Source organism: Telluria sp. GW821-FHT07G12 (assembly GCF_059418525.1).
The window spans coordinates 103266-120933 of record NZ_JBWKQA010000003.1 but is presented as its reverse complement, the minus strand read 5'-3'; the positions used below and the strand labels follow the sequence as shown (position 1 = coordinate 120933).

Below are 17668 nucleotides of genomic sequence, written 5' to 3'. Positions count from 1 at the left end.
ATGGAACGCGACCAGGCCTCAAAATTCATGTTCGACCTGCTGCGCCTGATGGTCAGCAAGGGCGGCTCCGACCTGTTCATCACGGCCGGCTTCCCGCCTGCGATCAAGATCGACGGCAAGATGACGCCGGTCTCGAACCAGGCCCTGCAAGGCGGCCACACGGCCGACCTGGCGCGCGCCATCATGAACGACAAGCAGGCCGCAGGATTCGAGCTGTCGAAGGAAGCGAACTTCGCGATCAGCCCCGGCGACCTGGGCCGCTTTCGCGTTTCCGCCTTCATGCAGATGGGCTGCGTGGGCATGGTGCTGCGCGTGATCACCACCACCATTCCGCGTTTCGAAGACCTTGAACTGCCGGACGTGCTGCGCGACGTGGTCATGACCAAGCGCGGCCTGGTCATCATGGTCGGCGCCACCGGCTCCGGTAAATCGACGACCCTGGCCGCGATGGTCGGCTACCGCAACGAGAACAGCTACGGCCACATCATCACCATCGAAGACCCGGTCGAATTCGTGCACCCGCACCGCAACTGCGTGATCACGCAGCGCGAAGTGGGCGTCGATACCGACAGCTTCGAGGCCGCGCTGAAGAACTCGCTGCGCCAGGCGCCGGACGTGATCCAGATCGGCGAGATCCGCGACCGCGAGACCATGGAGCACGCGATCGCCTTCGCCGAAACCGGCCACCTGTGCCTGGCCACCCTGCACGCCAACAGCGCCAACCAGGCCCTCGACCGCATCATCAACTTCTTCCCGGAAGAGCGCCGGCAGCAGCTGCTGATGGACTTGTCGCTGAACCTGAAGGGCCTGATCTCGCAGCGTTTGATCCCTCGAAAAGAGACCAAGGGCCGCGTGGTCGCGATCGAAATCCTGCTGAATTCTCCCCTGATTTCGGACCTGATCTTCAAGGGTGAAGTTCACGAGATCAAGGAGATCATGAAGAAATCGCGCGAGCTCGGCATGCAGACCTTCGACCAGGCGCTGTTCGACCTGTATGAGGCGGACAAGATCTCGTACGAGGATGCGCTGCGCAACGCCGACTCGGTGAATGACCTGCGCCTGAACATCAAGCTTCACAGCAAGCATGCGAAGAACCGCGATTTGTCGGCAGGGACGGAGCATCTCGGCATCGTCTGAGCCCGTCGGTTCACTGCGCACAATTGAGGAATAACTAAAAGCCCGCTTGTACGGCACCTAATGTCATACACGTAGACCGATCGATCATCCGAGGAGAGTGATGATGTGGAGTCAGGTGTATAACCCATTAGGTAACGCCGTCCTGTCGACACTGGCGGCAGCCGTTCCCGTTGCCGTGATGCTGGTGTCGCTCGCGTTCTTGCACATCAAGGCGCATATCGCCGCCCTGCTCGGCCTCGCCGCCGCGCTGCTGGTGGCGATTTTCGCGTATTCGATGCCGGCGCCCACCGCCCTGGCTGCCGCCTTGTACGGCGCCGCCAACGGCCTGCTGCCGATCGGCTGGATCATCCTGAACGTGATCTTCCTGTACCAGCTCACCGAGCGCAAAGGCTACTTCAAGATCCTGCAGGAATCGATCACCGGCATCACCACCGACCGCCGCCTGCAGCTGCTGCTGGTAGCCTTCTCCTTCGGCGCCTTCTTCGAGGGCGCCGGCGGCTTCGGCACGCCGGTGGCCGTGACCGGCGCCATGCTGATCGGCCTGGGCTTCGCACCGCTGGCGGCCTCCGGCCTGTCGCTGATCGCGAACACCGCGCCGGTGGCCTTCGGCGCGCTCGGCTCCCCCTTGATCGCGCTGGCCGGCGTTACCGGCCTCGACCTGCTGCAGCTGTCCGGCATGGTCGGCCGGCAGCTGCCCTTCTTTTCGGTGCTGGTGCCCTTCTGGCTGATCTGGGCCTTCTGCGGCTTTGCCGGCATGGCCGCGATCTGGCCGGCGATCCTGGTCGCGGGCGTCACCTTCGCCGTGCCGCAGTTCCTGATCTCGAACTTCCACGGCCCCTGGCTGGTCGACGTCGGCGGCTCACTGCTGTCGATGCTGTGCCTGACCCTCTTCCTCAAGGTGTGGAAGCCGACGACGATCTGGACCGATACTGCGGGCAGGCTCAAAGCCGAGCCCGACACCAGTACCGCTGCCGGCGCCTATGCCGGTGGCGGTGCTTATGCCGGCGGTGGTGCCGGTGGCGGCGCCCTTGCCGGTAGCGGCGCCGGCGGCGGGGCCTATGCGGGTAGCGGCGCGACTGGCGGCGCCTATGCCGGTACGGGCGGCGCAGGCACAGGCACAGGCACAGGCGGTGGCAAGGGCATGGCGCCCGAGCCGGTGGTCCACAGCCATCCGCGCGCGGCCGTGCTGAAGGCCTGGCTGCCATGGCTGATCCTGTCGGTGCTGGTGTTCCTGTGGGGTATTCCCGAGTGGAAGAAGATGCTCGACAGTCTTTCCGTCTTCAAATATGAATGGCCGGCCCTGCACAAGGTGGTGCAGAAGATGCCGCCGGTGGCCGCCAAGCCGACCGCCGAGGCCGCTGTCTACACGCTCAACTGGCTGTCTGCCACCGGCTCCGGCATCCTGGTCGCCGCCGTCGTCTCCGGCCTAGTCATGGGCTACAAGGTCCGCGAGCTGTTCGCCGTATACTGGGCCACGCTCAAGATCATGCGCTTTTCGCTGCTGACGATCGCCGCCATGCTGGCGCTCGGCTATACCACCCGCTATTCGGGTCTCGACTCGACCCTCGGCCTGGCCTTCGCGAATACCGGCGTACTGTATCCCTTCTTCGGTACCCTGCTCGGCTGGCTCGGCGTTGCACTCACCGGTTCGGACACCGCTTCCAACGTGCTGTTCGGCGGCCTGCAGAAGACCTCGGCCACCCAGCTGGGCCTGAATCCGGTGCTCATGGCGGCGGCCAATTCATCGGGCGGCGTGATGGGCAAGATGATCGACGCCCAGTCGATCGTGGTGGCGTCCACGGCAACCAAATGGTACGGCCACGAAGGCGAGATCCTGCGCTACGTGTTCTTCCATTCGATTGCGCTGGCCTGCCTGGTCGGCATCTTGGTGACGCTGCAGGCTTATGTGTATCCGTTCACCTTGCTGGTGAAGTGAATCACAGCGCCGGCCAGCGCTGCACCAGCCCCAGCAGATGAACGAGGCCGTAGGTGAAGCAGATGAGCGAGCTCCAGGCCACGAAGGGCGTGATCCGACCGCCCTTCGCCAGCACCAGCGGTGCGTAGCCCAGGCCGCGAACGATATAGACGGCGGTGATGGCCACCAGCGCCGCCTTCAGAAGGGGCAGCGTGCCGATGAGGCCTGCGCCGGCCAATGCATAGGCCGACCAGGTGCCGAGCACCGCGGCAATCGCCAAGGTCACCAGCGTCGGATAGGTCTTGCCCTGCGCGGCCGCCCTTGCCATGCGCTCACCCGCACCAAAGAAACGGTACCAGGCCGGGCCGCCCGCAATGATGCACAGATGGAGCAGCGCCGCGACGGCGCTGAGCACGGCGCCCACCACGAGCGGAACATTCACGTCTGTCTGCATGCTTATCCTTGGGGCTGTACACTCTTGCATACAGATTAACGCATCACGTCGGAGACATCCATGAACGTATACGACTTCCAGGCCACCTCCCTGGACGGCAAGCCGGTCGACCTCGTCCAGTACCGCGGCAAGGTCCTCCTCATCGTCAACACCGCCAGCAAATGCGGCTTCACCCCGCAATACCAGGGATTGGAGACCGTCTACCGCGAACTGCACGGCCGCGGCCTGGAAGTGCTGGGCTTCCCCTGCAACCAGTTCGGTTCGCAGGAGCCGGGTTCGGAAGAAGAAATCGGCGCCTTCTGCGAAAAGAACTATGGCGTCAGCTTCCCGATGTTCGCCAAGGTCGACGTCAACGGCGATGACGCGCATCCGCTGTGGAAGCATTTGAAGGGCGAGGCGCCGGGCGTGATGGGCACGGAAGCGATCAAGTGGAACTTCACCAAGTTCCTGATCGGGCGCGATGGCAAGGTGGCCAAGCGCTATGCGCCGACCACCAAGCCGGAAGAGATCGCGGACGATATCGAGAAGCTGCTGGGGCAGTAATGCCGTGCCGGCTCGCTATCTCAGGAAGGGCCCTGCTTTCGACTCCAGCAGCCTGACAAGCTCCGGCTGCATGTACGCGTAGTCGTCCGGAATATCCAGGCAAATCACGCGCTTGCCGTTCAGGTGGCGCTTGAACCTGGCCGCCAGCCAGCGCCGGTGCCGCTTCTCCATCACGAAGATAATGGTCGCCCACTCGATCTGCTCGGGCGACAGCGCCACGTCGGCATCCGTCCCGAGGCCGGCGGAATCCGTGTCGACCTCCGGCCAGGTGGAGAACACGTGCTCCGCTGTCGGACTGCGGAGACGGTTCTGGGTACAGATGAAAAGTGCGCGTTTCATGAAACCGATCCTCAGGTTCAGCGCCGCTCGAACCAGGCCATGATGGCATCGTACTCGCTGCGCTGGTCCTTGCGCTTCTCCTCCACCGGTTTGTCGTCCGCGACCAGGCTGTGGCCGACCCGCGGGATGCGCCGGAAGCTTACGTCCTTTCCCTGTACCCGCAGCTGGGCGTACAGCACTTCGGCCGACAGGATCGGCACGCTGGCGTCATGCATGCCGCTGGCGATATAGACGCGGGCACGCGAATGCGCCAGCTGCTCGGTCATGGACTGGGCAAGGAAGCTGCTCCAGCGCAGATAGGGATGGCCCATGAAGAATTTGCTGGTGCTGGCTGGGTCTGCGCGGATCGCGCTGAACGCATCGTCCAGCTCCTGCAGGCGTTTCAGCTTGTCTTCGTCGCTGCCGTCGGCGCGGTAGATGCCGGCGGCGAAATCGAACAGCTGGGTGGGGCCGCCGCCGCTGACCAGCGCCACGTTCTGAATCTCGGGCAATTCCTGCGCCAGGCTGGCCGCCATCTGCGCGCCTTCGGAGACGCCGATGACCAGCACGCGCCGCGCATCGACGTCGGGCCGTGCCAGCGCATGCCGCACCGCCCGCTTCAATGTCGCCAGCCAGGTTTCGTAGGAAAAGTGCTGGTTGAACTCACCGGCGCAGCCGATGGCCGAACCGTAAGGCCCTTGTTGCGGCTCGTCCGATTGATAGGGCTTGTCCACCGCCATGACGGCATAGCGCCCCTGGTTGGCCAGATACATCCAGCCGGGAATCGTCGAATTGAGTTCGGGCGTGCCCACGCCGACGAAGTTCGGTACGCAGCCGGATCCCTGGATGAGCAGGACCAGCGGCGCTCTCTGCGCCGGCTTCGACAGGTAATACCGGACCTGCGGCCCGGCCCCGTCGTCCAGCGTCAGGCGCCTGACCGTCACCGTCTTCGCATCGAAACGGTCTTCGCGCACCGTGGGCGTCGCTGCCTGTACGCTGCACGACAACGCGGACGCCAACAAGAATCCGCAAACAAGCTTGGTTGGTGAAGCGCTACGGCCCATCACTGCCTTTGGTCGATTGAAAGCGGTGATGGTGCCACAGGAGCCGGCGCGCAAAACTATCGAATCGTCACCGCAGCGGCGACAACCTGATCGCCTGTCCGCCACCCGGCGCCAGCTTCAGCTGCAGGGTATCCTTCGCCGTCACCGTCTTTGTCTCGGTCACCAGATCGAAGCGGTGCTCGTTGCGGTAATCCGCCGCATCGCCGTCGCGGTAGATCTCGGCCACATACTGCTTGCCCTGATCGAGGAAGCTCAATGGCAGCGACAGCGTGCGTGCCGCGCCATCGGTCACCGCGCCCACGTACCAGTCCTCCGAGTTGCGATCCTTGCGCGCGATGCTGACGTACTCGCCCACAGCGCCGTTGACCACGCGCGTCTCGGCCCAGTCGGTCGGCACGTCGCGGATTAATTTGAAGGCGGCCGGGTACTTCGCGTAGTTCTCCGGCAGGTCGGCCGCCATCACGATCGGCGAGTAGATGACGACGAAGTTGGCGAGCTGCTTGGCCTGGGTCGAGTTGAACACCTTGCCGTCCGCGCCCACCAGGCTGAGGATGCCCGGCGTGTAGTCCATCGGGCCGCTCAGCATGCGCGTGAAGACCAGCTTGGCCTCATGGTCGACACTGTTCGGCGGCGTGCCCCAGGCGTTGTATTCGACGCCGCGCGCGCCTTCGCGCGAGAGCCAGTTCGGGTAAGTGCGGCGCAGGCCGGTGTCCTTGACCGGCTCGTGGGTGTCGACGGCGATCTTGTAGCGGGCCGCCTCCGTCACGGCCTTCACGAAGTGGCGCACGCCTTCCTGCGAATCGTAGTGGCCGTAGTGCAGCTTGCCGTCTGCGCCCTGGAACTGCATGCTGCCGGCTTCGTGCACGTAGCCGGACTTCACGCTATCCACGCCCAGCTTCGCATACAGCTTATAGGCCGCGTCCATCTGCTTTTCGTAGGCCGGCAGGTTGCCGCCGGTCTCGTGGTGGCCGATCAGGCGCACGCCCTTCTCTTTCGCATACGCGGCCAGGGCCGGCAGGTCGAAGTCCGGGTAAGGCTTGGTAAAACTGAAGTCGGCGCCGCCGTGGCCCCAGTCGCTTTCCCAGCCCTGGTTCCAGCCTTCGACCAGCACGCCGCGGAAGCCGTTCTGCGCAGCGTAGTCGATGTACTTCTTCACGTTGGCCGTGTTGGCGCCGTGCTTAGCCCCCGCGTTCCAGGTCGTGTGCTGCAGGTGCATGCTCCACCAGACGCCGACGAACTTCGACGGGTGGACCCAGGACACGTCGCCCAGTTTATTCGGTTCGTTCAGGTTCAGTTCGAGGTCGGACATGTAGAGCCCCGCCGCGTCGTCGGCGATGCGCAGCGTACGCCACGGCGTCGTGAAGGCGCCGTGCTTGACCACCGCCGGGCCGACGCTTGATGGCGCCAGCTGCGCGCGCAGCTTCTGCCCTTCGACCTTGCGCACCCACATGGAGGCGTAATCGACCAGCGCCGCCTCATGCAGGGCGACGTGGGTGCCGTCCGCCAGGCGCAGGGTCAGCGGCGTGTTGGCGGTGCCGATTTCCGCCAGCGGCGCCTTCTGGACCTGTTCTTCGAGGCCAGGCAGCTCGCCGGCCGGGATCCACCAGGCGGTGGCCGGCTGGGCGACCGCGAATTCGGTCAGCTCGTCGAGGATGGCGGTGTCCTTCAGCTGCGGCTGGGACGGGAATTCGTAGCGGAAGCCGACGCCGTCGTCGTAGATGCGGAAGACGATGGTCAGTGCGCGGCCTGCGCGGCTTTTCTGTTCGACGTCGACGCGCAGCTCGCGGTAATGGTTGCGCACGTAGCGGCGCTCGCCCCAGGGCTGTTCCCAGGTGTCGTCATGCTCGCTGAGCTTCTGCGCTTTCAGGCTGAAGCCGCCGTCCAGCTTGGGCGCATTGGCGAGGTTGAAGCCCAGACGCGAGAGGCCGATGATCTCCTTGCCGCGGCGCTTGACGTCATAGGCCAGCTTGCCCGCGCCGTCGATCTGGACCTCGACTTGCAGCACGTCCCCGGGCGATGCAGCGCTGGCGACTACGGCCTGCGCCCATGCGGCTTGGCCGGCCAGGCCGAGGGTGGCCACCAGGGCCAGGGAGAACAAACGGGAACCCGGTTTGAAGCTGGGACGAACGCGCATCGCTGACACCTCCATGGAAGAGATGTAATTTTACTACAGCAATTGCAGCAAAAACCTCAGGCGACATTCAGGCCGAGGGTGCGCACCAGTTCTGCCGCCTGGCGCGGCGAGATGGTCGCGCCGGCGAACTGCCTGGCATTCAATAATTTGAGTCCGCCTACATCGGCCTCGCGCAAATCGGCCTGCTCGAAGCGCGTGTCCTTGATGTGGGCGTCACGCAGGCTGCCGCCTTCGAACACGGCGTCGCGGAAGTCGCAGCCCGACAGGTCGGCGTCCGCAAAATCCAGGCCAATAAGCCGGGCCTTCCTGAACGACATGCGGCGCAGGTCGGCGCCGACCAGCAGGCAGTCTTCGAAGGACAGGCCGAGCTGGGACACTTCCTCGAAGCTGGCGCCGGTCAGCTTGCAGGCGCGGAAGCTGATTGAGGACAGCTTGGCGCGGCGCCAGCTGGCGTTGTTCAGGTCACAGGCTTCGAAGCGAGCGTCGACCAGGTCGGCGGCTTCGAAATCGGCATGGCCGCCGCGGCAGCGCCGCCAGCGCGTGCGCGCCAGGTTCGCTGCGTAGAACGAGGCCTCAAGCACAGCGCAGTTGGAAAAGCTGCAGTCTTGCAGGTTCAGGCGCGACAGGTCGGCTTGCTGGAAATCGCATTCTTCGAAGGTCAGCAGCGCCTCTTCGGCGAGCAGCTGTTCGATGCGGTCCCGGGCGATGGTTTCGCCGGTAATCGTGATGGTAGGTTTCGACATGCCTGAGGTAGTTGAGGCGCGGCGCTAGCGCGTCTCCACCCGTGCCGAAGAATGAATCGTGCAGCCGCGGTGCACGTTCTCCAGGAAGCGGATCGCTTCGCCCAGGCGCGCCGTGGCGGGCAGCATGCGGCCCAGCGCTTCGTTGTCGGTCAGCCGGTCGATGCCGAAGGCGATGGCCCGCGACACCTCGCGCGCCGCGCGCCCGTCGCTGTTGTAGAGCGCGTCGTAGACCCCGATCGCTTCCCACAGCGAGACGTAGCCGGGGCCGATCGAATCCTGGAACGCGACCGATGGCGCCGCATCCTCATCCTGGGATATCAATCGAAACACGAAACTCATGCGCACCTCCACCTACAGCTGATAAATATTGGGCGCAGATGCTATCACGGCGTGCGTTTTGGCGTCGGACGCGCCGGCGCCGTCGGTGGGGCCTCGTCGTTGACGATCGCCACCGAACCCAGGGCCTGCAATTCGGCCTTGGGCGAGGCCGAGGTGGTCAGCATGAATTCCATCTTGCGGCGCGCGCCGGGCGGCGCCCAGGTGGACGAGACCGTGCGCATCTTGAGCTTGTCCAGGCTCAGCTCCTCGCGCACCGGACCGCGCTTGGCCACCATGGGCTTGGGCGCATCGGCGGTGATGTCGAGGAAGCCCTTCTCGACCGCGACGGCATTCGCGCGGTGCGCATGCAGCAGGCACAGGTTCTTCCCGGCCGGCAGGGCCAGCACGAAGTTGCCCATCTTGCCCTTGTACGGCACCGGCCAAGCGTCGCCCGCCATCCCGGACAGAAACAGCTTGGCGTGCTCCGGCTGCAGCTTCGGCAGTTTCGCGCCCAGCAGGCGGGCGCGGAAATTTTCGAGATCGCCGAAGTGGCGCACGCAGAGTTCGACGTAGAGGTTCAGGAAGCCTTCGGTGCTCTCGTCCACGGCCGCAGGCTTTTTTTGCGCCGGCTTGTGCGGCTGCTTGTCCGCTGCGGCGGCGAGGCTGCACACGACGGCCAGCAGTACGGCGACAAGGCCCCGCATCATGCCGCCACGCCGGCAAGCGCGCGGTCGACCAGCTCGATCCAGTGCATGACCGGCGTCCCGGTCCCCGATTGCAGATGGCTGATGCAGCCGATGTTGGCGGACACGATTTCCTTTGCGCCGGTGGCTTCGAGGTTGGCGAGCTTGCGGTCGCGCAGTTCGTGCGCGATCTCCGGGTGCAGCACCGAGTAGGTGCCGGCCGAGCCGCAGCACAGGTGGCTGTCGGCGCACAGCACCACGTCGACGCCGGCGGCGCGCAGCACGCCCTCGACCTTGCCGCGGATCTGCTGGCCGTGCTGCAGCGTGCAGGGCGGATGGAAGGCGATGCGTTCCTGCACGCGGCCGGTCATGCGCGCATTCAGTTCGCCCTCGAAGTCCTGCATGATCTCGGACAGGTCCTTGGTCATCGCGCTGATCCGCTCGGCCTTGGCCGCATAGGCCAGGTCCTGCGCCAGCAGGTGGCCGTATTCCTTGACGGTGACGCCGCAGCCGGAGGCCGTCATCACGATGGCCTCGACTTGATCGACATAGGGCCACCAGGCGTCGATGTTACGGCGCATGTCGTCGAGGCCGCCGTCCTGGTCATTCATGTGGAAGCGCACCGCGCCGCAGCAGCCGGCCTTGGGCGCTTCGAGCAGCTGCACGCCGAGCGAGTCCAGCACGCGTGCGGTGGCGGCGTTGATGTCCGGGGCCATCGCCGGCTGCACGCAGCCCGCCAGCGCCAGCATCTTGCGCGCATGCTCGCGGCGCGGCCACGGTCCCGCGGGACGCGCCGGCTGCAGCTTGTCGCGCAGGTTGTAGGGCAGCAGCGGCCGGACCAGCTGCCCTGCCGTGAAAGCCGGTTTGAACAGCCCGCCGCGCGGCAAAAACTCCTTCAAGGTGGTCCGCTTGACGCGGTCCTTGAACGGACGCGGCACGCGCTCTTCGACCACCCGGCGGCCGATGTCGGCCAGGCGGCCGTACTTCACGCCCGACGGGCAGGTGCTTTCGCAATTGCGGCAGGTGAGGCAGCGGTCCAGGTGCAGCTGGGTCTTGCGCGTCGGTTCGACGCCTTCCAGCACCTGCTTGATCAGGTAGATGCGGCCGCGCGGGCCATCGAGCTCGTCGCCCAGCAGCTGGTAGGTCGGGCAGGTGGCGGTGCAGAAACCGCAGTGCACGCAGGCGCGCAGGATGGCTTCCGCCTCCTCGCCTTCCGGGGTGCCCTTGATGAAATCGGCGAGGTTGGTTTGCATCTCAGTTCACTTTGCTCAGTACATCCGGCCGGGATTGAAAATGTTCGACGGATCGAATCCGGCCTTCAAACGTTCATGGATTTTCGCGACGGCTGGTGCCAGCGGATGGAACACGCCGACGCTTTTATCGCCGCCGCGGAACAGGGTTGCGTGGCCGCCGCAGGCCGCTACGGCGGCGCGGATGCGCTGGGCGGTGGCGGCATCGCCGTCCACGCGCAGCCAGCGCTGCGCCCCGCCCCACTCGATCAGCTGAGGACTGCCCAGCGCGATGGCGGCGGCGGTCGACGGCACCGACAGGCGCCACAAGGGCGCGTCACCGTCGAAGAAAGCATGACGCTGCTCGCGCAGCGAAGCCCAGAAGGCAGCGCAGTCCGGCATCAATTCGCCGCCATGCGCCGTGCCCAGCGAGCGGATGGCGGCATCGACCGCGGCCCGCGCGCCGGACAGGCGCAGCGCCAGCACGCCGTCGACCCAGCAGCTGGCCGAGATCGGCAACGGCTGGCCGCCCCATTCGTTCAGCTTGCGGATGGCGTCGACCTCGCTCATCACGAAGCGCAGCGTGGCCTCGCGGTAGGCCAGCGGCAGCACTTTCACCGATACTTCCAGCAGCAGGCCCAGGGTGCCCATCGAGCCCGCCAGCAGGCGCGAGACGTCGTAGCCGGCCACGTTCTTCATCACCTGCCCGCCGAAGGTGAGAACCTCGCCCTTCCCGTCCATCAGCTTGGCGCCCAGCACGAAGTCGCGCAGTGCGCCGCTGTTGGCGCGGCGGGGGCCAGACAAGCCGGCGGCGATGGTGCCGCCCAGCGTCGCGCCATCGCCGAAATGCGGCGGCTCGAAGGCCAGCATCTGCTTGCGCTCGGCCAGCGCCGCTTCGATCTCGGCCAGCGGCGTGCCGCAGCGCGCCGTGATCACCAGCTCAGTCGGCTCGTAGTCGACGATGCCGGTGTAGGCGCGGGTGTCGAGGAGCTCGCCCTCGAGCTGCTTCCCGTACCAGTCCTTGCTGCCGCCGCCGCGGATGCGCAGCGCGCGTTTGTCGCCGGCCGCGGCCCGCACTTGCGACTGGAATTGTTCAAGAATCTGCTGCATCGATAAGTCGCTTTCAAAAACGCGGCAGGTCCGCGAACGGCAGCACGCCGCCGCTCACCCGCATCTTGCCCATCTCCGCGCAGCGCTGGAGCGTGGGCACCGCCTTGTTCGGGTTCAGCAGCATGCCGGGATCGAAGGCGCGCTTGACCGTGAAAAAGGCTTCCAGTTCGTTCGCGCCGAACTGCACGCACATCGAATCGATCTTCTCGACGCCGACGCCGTGCTCGCCGGTGATGGTGCCGCCCACTTCCACGCACAGGGCCAGGATGGCGGCGCCGAAATCTTCGGCGCGCTGCAGTTCGCCCGGCAGGTTGGCGTCGAACATGATCAGGGGGTGCATGTTGCCGTCGCCCGCATGGAACACGTTCGCGCAGCGCAGGCCATAGGTCGTCTGCATTTCCTCGATGCGGGCCAGCACGTGGGCCAGGTGCTTGCGCGGGATGGTGCCGTCCATGCAGTAGTAATCGGCCGAGATGCGGCCCGCGGCCGGGAAGGCGTTCTTGCGGCCGGACCAGAAGCGCAGGCGCTCGGCCTCGTTCTGCGATACCGCGATCTTGCTGGCGCCGGCCTGCTGCAGCACCTCGGTCATGCGTTCGATTTCCTCGGCCACTTCGAGCGCGGTGCCGTCGGCTTCGCACAGCAGGATCGCGGCGGCGTCGAGGTCGTAGCCGGCCTTCACGAAAGGCTCGACCATGCGCGAGGAGGTCTTGTCCATCATCTCCAGGCCGGCCGGGATGATGCCGGCCGCGATCACGCTGGCCACCGCGTTGCCACCCGTGACCACGTCGTCGAAGGAGGCCATGATCACCTGGGCCAGCGCCGGCTTTGGCACCAGTTTCACGGTAACTTCGGTGACGATGCCGAGCATGCCTTCCGAGCCGATGAAGACGGCCAGCAGATCCAGGCCCGGCGCGTCCAGCGATTCGCCGCCCAGCTCGATGACGTCGCCGTCGATGGTGCAGACGCGCACGCGCAGCACGTTGTGCACGGTGAGCCCGTACTTCAGGCAGTGCACGCCGCCCGAGTTCTCGGCGACGTTGCCGCCGATGGTGCAGGCGATCTGTGAGGACGGGTCCGGCGCGTAATACAGGCCGAAGGGCGCGGCCGCTTCCGAGATCGCCAGGTTGCGCACGCCAGGCTGGACCACGGCCGTGCGCGCATACGGCTCGACGCGCAGGATGCGGTTCAGGCGGGCGGTCGAAATGACGACCCCGTCCGCCAGCGGCTGCGCGCCGCCGGAGAGGCCGGTGCCGGCGCCGCGCGGCACGATCGGCACCTTCAAATCGCGGCAGACCTTCAGGATGGCCAGCACCTGCTCCTCGTTGTCGGGGAGCGTGACGATCATCGGCAGCTGGCGGTAGGCCGCCAGGCCGTCGCATTCGTATGGCCGGGTATCTTCGGGATCGTGCAGGACGCAGCGCGCGGGCAGTACGGCGCGCAGGGCTGAGGCCACTTGCTGGCGGCGCTCGGGGTCGACGGGAATCGCAGAGATCATAAGCCGATTGTAAGCACAATTGCATTATTTTGGCGTATGCTCCGGCTATCTTTTTTTATAGGCAGGGCATAAGCATGGGCAATCGACTCTCGAAAATCGCAACGCGTACCGGCGACGACGGCAGCACCGGGCTCGGCGACGGCAGCCGCACCGGTAAAGACAGCGCCCGCATCGCGGCGCTGGGTGACGTCGATGAGCTCAACTCCTTCGTCGGCCTGCTGCTGTGCGAGGACCTGCCCGCCGAGCTGCGCGAAGAACTGGTCTCGATCCAGCACGACCTGTTCGACCTGGGCGGCGAGCTGTGCATCCCGGGCTACCAGATGATCAAGGACGAGCACGTGGCGCGCCTCGACGGCCTGCTCGAGAAATACAATGCCGACCTGCCGATCCTGAAAGAATTCATCCTGCCGGCCGGCTCGCGCGCCGCCTCGCTGTCCCACGTGTGCCGCACCGTGTGCCGGCGCGCCGAGCGCAGCATCGTCACGCTGTCGAAACTTGAGCCCATCAATGCCCAGCCGCGTCAATACGTGAACCGCCTGTCGGACCTGATGTTCGTGCTGGCGCGCGTACTGAACCGCCATGCCGGCGGCAGCGACGTGCTGTGGAACCACGAGCGCAAGCGCGGCTGAGGATGGTGCTGGCTTTGCAGGAAAAGGCCGTGGTGTTCGAGGTCCGCTTCTACCGCGGCGGCGCGAACTGGCCCTCGAATCCCTTCCGTTTCCAGGGCGCCGGACAGCTGGCGATCGAGCCCGACTTCGTGATCGTGCGCGGCAGCAGCCACCGCTCCTTCCGCTTTCCGAAAGCCGGCCAGGAACGCCTGCGCAAGGTCGACATCGTCAACGTGCACACCGCGGGCGAAGATGTGATCTTCGACGTGGTCGGCGTGCAGGGCATGCAGGAAGTCGGCTTTTCCACTGCCGGTCCGGAGGTCGCGAAAGCGATCGCGGCCGCCCTCCCCGCGCGCCGCACGCCCGAGTTTGAAGTGGCCCACGCCGAGCGGGAGATTTTCCATGACCGCATCGATTACTGGAGCCCGTCGACACCGGTGATCCGGACCCTGCTGGCGGTGAACATCGCGATCTTCCTGCTGATGTGGCTGGAGCGCCAGGGCGTCGGCCCATTATGGTTCAAGCAGCTGCCGGGCTGGGGCTCGGTGGCCGCGCTGCAGGCGCACCTGCAGTTGTGGAAGCAGGGATTGCTGAACGTGATCGGCACACAGCATTGGGCACTGCTGCTGGCGGGCTTCGTGGGCTGGAGCGGCGAACTGAACACGGTCCTGCTCTCGTCGCAGCTGGTGAAATGGGGTTCGAACCTGCCGCGCCTGACACTGGGCGCGAGGGAATGGTGGCGCATACTGAGCTCGGCATTTTTGCACGGGAACCTGCTGCACCTGGCGATGAACATGTTCGCGCTGTGGCAGGCGGGCCAGCTGGTCGAGCGCATTTTCGGCAGCCTGCGCTTTGCCGGCCTTTATCTGCTGGCTGCCATCGGCGGCAGCCTGGGCAGCCTGCTGTGGGGCATGCTCACGCATCATCCGGTGAACAGCGTCGGCGCCTCGGGCGCGATCTTCGGCATCATCGGCGGCCTGTTCGCCTTCATCGGCCGCAAGCACAGCGGCGTGCCGCAGACCGTGGTGCAGGACCTGCGCGCCTCGATCGGCCCCTTCCTGCTGTTTAACATCGGCGCCGGATTCCTGTACCCGCACACCGACAACGCGGCCCACATCGGCGGCCTGGTCGGCGGCTGGCTGGCCGGCCATCTGCTGGCGCGCTCGCTCCACCTGCCTGGCCAGCGCACGGCTTGATCACTCAAAGAATCATGGCAGACGACTTCATCGGCATCTACGACAACGCGCTCACCCCTGAGCAGTGCGCCCACATCCTCGAGCGCGTCGAAGCCAGCGACAAGGTCGTGCGCGGGCGCACCGGCAACGGCGTCGACGTGACGAAGAAGGACAGTTGGGACCTGACGATCACCCAGCACAAGGAATGGCAGGACGTGGCCGCGTTGATGTCGGCGGCCGTGCGGCGCCACCTGGCGCAGTACGTCGACCGCTACCGCGCGCTGGTGCTGGGCGCGCTGTCGCCGATGGTCGCGCATCCGGAAACCGGCCAGGCGGTCACGCTCTCGCTCGACAACTTCGACACATGCGGCCGCCCGCACCTGGACGCGCTGGTGCAGGCGATGTACCGCTGCGGCCCGATCAACCTGCAGAAGTACCTGCGCGCCAGCGGCGGCTACCACCACTGGCATTCCGAGATCTATCCGCAGAACGCCAGCTGCGAGACCCTGCACCGCGTGCTGCTGTTCCAGTTCTACCTGAACGACGTGGCCGAGGGTGGAGAAACCGAATTCCTGTACCAGGGCAGGAAGGTCGAAGCGCGCCAGGGCCGCCTGATCATCGCCCCGGCCGGCTTCACGCACACCCACAAGGGCCACGTGGCGCACAGCGGCGACAAGTACGTGGCCACCTCGTGGATCCTGTACCGGCGGGCCGAAGAGCTGTTCGGCCAGCGCCCGGCCTGATTACCTGGTCTCGGGAACCAGCGACTTCAGGATGGGCCGCACGAAATCGTCGGCCTTGAAGTCGTACAGGAGGAAGTCGCTCGAGAACTGCCAGTAGGCCCAGGCAAAGCCATTCTTCTCGGCACTGCGCGCGACGGCCGAGGTCCACAGCGTGCGGTCTTCCATCGCCGCCTTGTCATAGGCGCCGAATTCGCCAAGCAGTACCGGCCTCCCGGTCGCGTCGCTCCATGCCTTGACGGCGGCAAAGTCCTTCTCGATCTGCGCGATCTCGGCAGGCTTGCCGAAGCGGATGCCCTTCGAAGAACGGATCGGCTCGTCGGCCCAGGAAGCGCCCTGGTGGGTGAAGGGGAACGGGTCGTAGTAATGGAAAGTCGCGATGATGTGCTTGTCGGCGGCGGGAAGCTGCAGGTCCTTGAGCGTCTCGCGGCTGTTCCAGCGCACGCCGCCGATGATGACGTTACGCGCCGGATTCGTCTGGCGCACGATGGCCAGCAATTCCGGGAAGGTCGCGTTCCAGGTCGCCGCATCGAACTGGCCGTGCGGCTCGTTCAACAGTTCGAAGACGACCGAGTTCGGCTCGTTCTGGTAGCGTTCCGCCAGCTGGGTCCAAACGGCCTTCAGCTTCGGGCGGCAGCTTGCCACGTCCTTCGAGCATTCGTCGAAGTCATGCTCGTCGACGATGACGTTCAGGCCATGCTTGGTGGCCGTCGCCACCACCCAGTCCAGGCGGTTGAGCCACTTGGGATCGAGCCGGTTCTGCCTGTCGAGATACGGGAAGGAGAACAGCACCACGCGCACGGTGGAAAAACCGGCCGCCTTGATCTTCGCGAAGTGCGCTTCCTTGTAGTTGCCCTGGCTGTTGTCGCGCCAGAAGGCGTCGTAGCCGATGATGTTCACGCCGCGCGTCATCTGGGCTACCAGCTCGTGCGCCGATATCTCGGTGAACTGCGAGGTCGCCGGCGGCGGATTCGGCGCCGGATCGTCGGCCATGGCCAGCGGGGCGGCCAACATGGCCAGGATGGCGGCGATGCCGCCTAGCGTCTTCATTTCGCGTCCCCTCTTCCGAGGTAGCCGTGCATTCCCAGCCAGCGCACATAGGCGTCGAACCAGCCGGTGCTGGTGGTGGTCTTCTGGTACATGCCGAAGCCATGGCCGCCCTGCTCGAACAGGTGGAATTCGACCGGACGCTTGGCGGCGCGCCAGTTGTCCACCAGGCCGTAGCCGCCATTACCGAAGAAGGGGTCGTCCGCGGCCAGCGCGATGAACAGCGGCGGCGCGCCGGCCGGCACCGTGACCGGCGCCAGCGGGCCGTAGATGTTGGCGATGAAGGCGGGCCTGGTGTCCTGCGCGTACAGCGTGGTCGCCATGGTCAGCATCGCGCCGGCGGAGAAGCCGATCATGCCGATGCGCTCGGGGTCCACCTGCCACGCCTTCGCGCGCGAGCGCACCAGCGCGAAGGCGGCGCGCGCGTCGGCGATCTGCGGCGCCAGAGTTTTGGCGGGATCGTCACCGGTCGGGGATGCCATGCGGCCTCCCGTGCGCGCACCCGCCGAGAACATCTTGTTCATCGCCTGTGCAAATTCGTCCATGCCCTGGGGCGTCTGCACCAGGCGGTACTTCAGCACGAAGGCCGCCACGCCTTTATCGGCAAGCGCCTTGGCGACGTCCCAGCCTTCGTTGTTCATCGACAGCGTCCGGAAGCCGCCGCCGGGCGCGACGATCACCGCAGCGCCGGTCGCCTTTGCCGGGTCCGGCAGGAAGGGCGTCAGCGTGGCAATCGTCACGTTGCGGGCGAACACGCTGCCATACTGGCTGTGCCAGCTTTCCTGCGCCGTGGCGCCCGGCAGCGCACCGGTTCCCAGCACGATGGCATCCGGTTGTGCCGGCGTCGCGATCGGCGTCATCTTGTCGTCCAGCGCCAGCGCCGGCGTGGCTACAAACCACGTCAGGCTGATGGCGGCGGCCGCCATGCGTATCGTTTTCATCATCTTTTCTCCTC

18 protein-coding genes are annotated in these 17668 nt (G+C 65.9%); 6 read left to right on the top strand and 12 right to left on the bottom strand.

The annotated features are described in order from the left end of the window. Together AC07PE_RS13040 and AC07PE_RS13035 are read left to right on the top strand one after the other, a co-directional pair. Entirely contained in the window at positions 1-1137 is a 1137-nt protein-coding gene (locus tag AC07PE_RS13040; protein ID WP_498765004.1) for a PilT/PilU family type 4a pilus ATPase, read from the top strand. A gap of 103 nt (positions 1138-1240) precedes the next feature. Next, positions 1241-3073: an L-lactate permease gene (locus AC07PE_RS13035; RefSeq protein ID WP_498766049.1), complete on the top strand. Its 1833-nt coding sequence runs from the start codon at positions 1241-1243 to the stop codon at positions 3071-3073. 1 nt (position 3074) lies between these two features. Here AC07PE_RS13035 and AC07PE_RS13030 read toward each other — a convergent pair whose 3' ends face one another. Beyond that, complete coding sequence (locus tag AC07PE_RS13030) at positions 3075-3506, bottom strand: hypothetical protein (RefSeq protein WP_498765002.1); 432 nt, start codon at positions 3504-3506, stop codon at positions 3075-3077. A 60-nt stretch (positions 3507-3566) separates the two neighbouring features. Between AC07PE_RS13030 and AC07PE_RS13025 the strand changes: the two genes are divergently transcribed. Continuing rightward, positions 3567-4049 carry a glutathione peroxidase gene (locus AC07PE_RS13025; protein WP_498765001.1) on the top strand — a complete coding sequence of 161 codons (483 nt, stop codon included), beginning with the start codon at positions 3567-3569 and terminating at the stop codon, positions 4047-4049. Positions 4050-4064: 15 nt separating this feature from the next. Here AC07PE_RS13025 and AC07PE_RS13020 read toward each other — a convergent pair whose 3' ends face one another. The 9 genes from AC07PE_RS13020 to AC07PE_RS12980 form a co-directional block, all read right to left on the bottom strand. Further along, positions 4065-4388, bottom strand: coding sequence for a low molecular weight protein tyrosine phosphatase family protein (locus AC07PE_RS13020; protein WP_498764998.1), 324 nt, complete (start codon positions 4386-4388; stop codon positions 4065-4067). Between the two features lie 17 nt (positions 4389-4405). Then, positions 4406-5374, bottom strand: a complete 969-nt coding sequence (locus AC07PE_RS13015; RefSeq protein ID WP_498764996.1) for an alpha/beta hydrolase family protein — start codon at positions 5372-5374, stop codon at positions 4406-4408. A gap of 124 nt (positions 5375-5498) precedes the next feature. Continuing rightward, a complete protein-coding gene (locus tag AC07PE_RS13010) occupies positions 5499-7565 on the bottom strand; it encodes a glycoside hydrolase family 97 protein (protein ID WP_498764994.1) in 2067 nt (688 codons plus the stop codon). Positions 7566-7621: 56 nt separating this feature from the next. Continuing rightward, positions 7622-8308 (bottom strand): pentapeptide repeat-containing protein, encoded by a 687-nt coding sequence (locus tag AC07PE_RS13005; RefSeq protein WP_498764992.1) that lies wholly within the window; start codon positions 8306-8308, stop codon positions 7622-7624. Between the two features lie 24 nt (positions 8309-8332). Then, on the bottom strand, positions 8333-8647 hold the full coding sequence (locus tag AC07PE_RS13000; RefSeq protein ID WP_498764990.1) for a hypothetical protein: 315 nt from the start codon (positions 8645-8647) through the stop codon (positions 8333-8335). A 44-nt stretch (positions 8648-8691) separates the two neighbouring features. After that, entirely contained in the window at positions 8692-9333 is a 642-nt protein-coding gene (locus AC07PE_RS12995; protein ID WP_498764988.1) for an NMCC_0638 family (lipo)protein, read from the bottom strand. Continuing rightward, positions 9330-10562 (bottom strand): glycolate oxidase subunit GlcF, encoded by a 1233-nt coding sequence (gene glcF, locus AC07PE_RS12990; protein WP_498764986.1) that lies wholly within the window; start codon positions 10560-10562, stop codon positions 9330-9332. Before glcF ends, AC07PE_RS12995 begins: the two co-directional genes overlap by 4 nt. Before the next feature lie 15 nt (positions 10563-10577). Further along, positions 10578-11648, bottom strand: coding sequence for a glycolate oxidase subunit GlcE (gene glcE / locus AC07PE_RS12985; RefSeq protein WP_498764984.1), 1071 nt, complete (start codon positions 11646-11648; stop codon positions 10578-10580). Positions 11649-11661: 13 nt separating this feature from the next. Beyond that, positions 11662-13143, bottom strand: a complete 1482-nt coding sequence (locus tag AC07PE_RS12980; RefSeq protein ID WP_498764982.1) for an FAD-linked oxidase C-terminal domain-containing protein — start codon at positions 13141-13143, stop codon at positions 11662-11664. A 74-nt stretch (positions 13144-13217) separates the two neighbouring features. On the opposite strand from AC07PE_RS12980, the gene AC07PE_RS12975 reads away from it, so the two are divergent. Genes AC07PE_RS12975 through AC07PE_RS12965 form a run of 3 tightly spaced genes read left to right on the top strand, consistent with a single transcriptional unit; the run spans position 13218 to position 15669 of the window. Continuing rightward, on the top strand, positions 13218-13772 hold the full coding sequence (locus tag AC07PE_RS12975) for a cob(I)yrinic acid a,c-diamide adenosyltransferase (protein WP_498764980.1): 555 nt from the start codon (positions 13218-13220) through the stop codon (positions 13770-13772). Positions 13773-13774: 2 nt separating this feature from the next. After that, complete coding sequence (locus AC07PE_RS12970; protein ID WP_498764978.1) at positions 13775-14947, top strand: rhomboid family intramembrane serine protease; 1173 nt, start codon at positions 13775-13777, stop codon at positions 14945-14947. Positions 14948-14961: 14 nt separating this feature from the next. After that, complete coding sequence (locus tag AC07PE_RS12965; RefSeq protein ID WP_498764975.1) at positions 14962-15669, top strand: 2OG-Fe(II) oxygenase; 708 nt, start codon at positions 14962-14964, stop codon at positions 15667-15669. Here AC07PE_RS12965 and AC07PE_RS12960 read toward each other — a convergent pair whose 3' ends face one another. Next, the gene (locus AC07PE_RS12960) at positions 15670-16716 is read right to left on the bottom strand and encodes a glycoside hydrolase family 5 protein (protein ID WP_498764973.1); all 1047 of its coding nucleotides are present in this window, start codon (positions 16714-16716) and stop codon (positions 15670-15672) included. It lies immediately after the preceding gene. Then, on the bottom strand, positions 16713-17657 hold the full coding sequence (locus AC07PE_RS12955) for an alpha/beta hydrolase (RefSeq protein ID WP_498764971.1): 945 nt from the start codon (positions 17655-17657) through the stop codon (positions 16713-16715). The genes AC07PE_RS12960 and AC07PE_RS12955 overlap by 4 nt, the downstream gene beginning before the upstream one ends. Between the last annotated feature and the right edge of the window lie 11 nt (positions 17658-17668).

What these genes read in the sequence shown, in the direction of transcription:
- AC07PE_RS12965 (WP_498764975.1), top strand. Translation starts at nt 14,962, where the DNA reads ATGGCAGACGACTTCATCGGCATCTACGACAACGCGCTCACCCCTGAG.
- AC07PE_RS12960 (WP_498764973.1), bottom strand. Translation starts at nt 16,716, where the DNA reads ATGAAGACGCTAGGCGGCATCGCCGCCATCCTGGCCATGTTGGCCGCC.
- AC07PE_RS12995 (WP_498764988.1), bottom strand. Translation starts at nt 9,333, where the DNA reads ATGATGCGGGGCCTTGTCGCCGTACTGCTGGCCGTCGTGTGCAGCCTC.
- AC07PE_RS13040 (WP_498765004.1), top strand. Translation starts at nt 1, where the DNA reads ATGGAACGCGACCAGGCCTCAAAATTCATGTTCGACCTGCTGCGCCTG.
- AC07PE_RS13035 (WP_498766049.1), top strand. Translation starts at nt 1,241, where the DNA reads ATGTGGAGTCAGGTGTATAACCCATTAGGTAACGCCGTCCTGTCGACA.
- AC07PE_RS13025 (WP_498765001.1), top strand. Translation starts at nt 3,567, where the DNA reads ATGAACGTATACGACTTCCAGGCCACCTCCCTGGACGGCAAGCCGGTC.
- AC07PE_RS13020 (WP_498764998.1), bottom strand. Translation starts at nt 4,388, where the DNA reads ATGAAACGCGCACTTTTCATCTGTACCCAGAACCGTCTCCGCAGTCCG.
- AC07PE_RS12955 (WP_498764971.1), bottom strand. Translation starts at nt 17,657, where the DNA reads ATGATGAAAACGATACGCATGGCGGCCGCCGCCATCAGCCTGACGTGG.
- AC07PE_RS13000 (WP_498764990.1), bottom strand. Translation starts at nt 8,647, where the DNA reads ATGAGTTTCGTGTTTCGATTGATATCCCAGGATGAGGATGCGGCGCCA.
- AC07PE_RS12980 (WP_498764982.1), bottom strand. Translation starts at nt 13,143, where the DNA reads ATGATCTCTGCGATTCCCGTCGACCCCGAGCGCCGCCAGCAAGTGGCC.
- AC07PE_RS12975 (WP_498764980.1), top strand. Translation starts at nt 13,218, where the DNA reads ATGGGCAATCGACTCTCGAAAATCGCAACGCGTACCGGCGACGACGGC.
- AC07PE_RS12970 (WP_498764978.1), top strand. Translation starts at nt 13,775, where the DNA reads ATGGTGCTGGCTTTGCAGGAAAAGGCCGTGGTGTTCGAGGTCCGCTTC.
- AC07PE_RS13030 (WP_498765002.1), bottom strand. Translation starts at nt 3,506, where the DNA reads ATGCAGACAGACGTGAATGTTCCGCTCGTGGTGGGCGCCGTGCTCAGC.
- AC07PE_RS13005 (WP_498764992.1), bottom strand. Translation starts at nt 8,308, where the DNA reads ATGTCGAAACCTACCATCACGATTACCGGCGAAACCATCGCCCGGGAC.
- glcE (WP_498764984.1), bottom strand. Translation starts at nt 11,648, where the DNA reads ATGCAGCAGATTCTTGAACAATTCCAGTCGCAAGTGCGGGCCGCGGCC.
- glcF (WP_498764986.1), bottom strand. Translation starts at nt 10,562, where the DNA reads ATGCAAACCAACCTCGCCGATTTCATCAAGGGCACCCCGGAAGGCGAG.
- AC07PE_RS13010 (WP_498764994.1), bottom strand. Translation starts at nt 7,565, where the DNA reads ATGCGCGTTCGTCCCAGCTTCAAACCGGGTTCCCGTTTGTTCTCCCTG.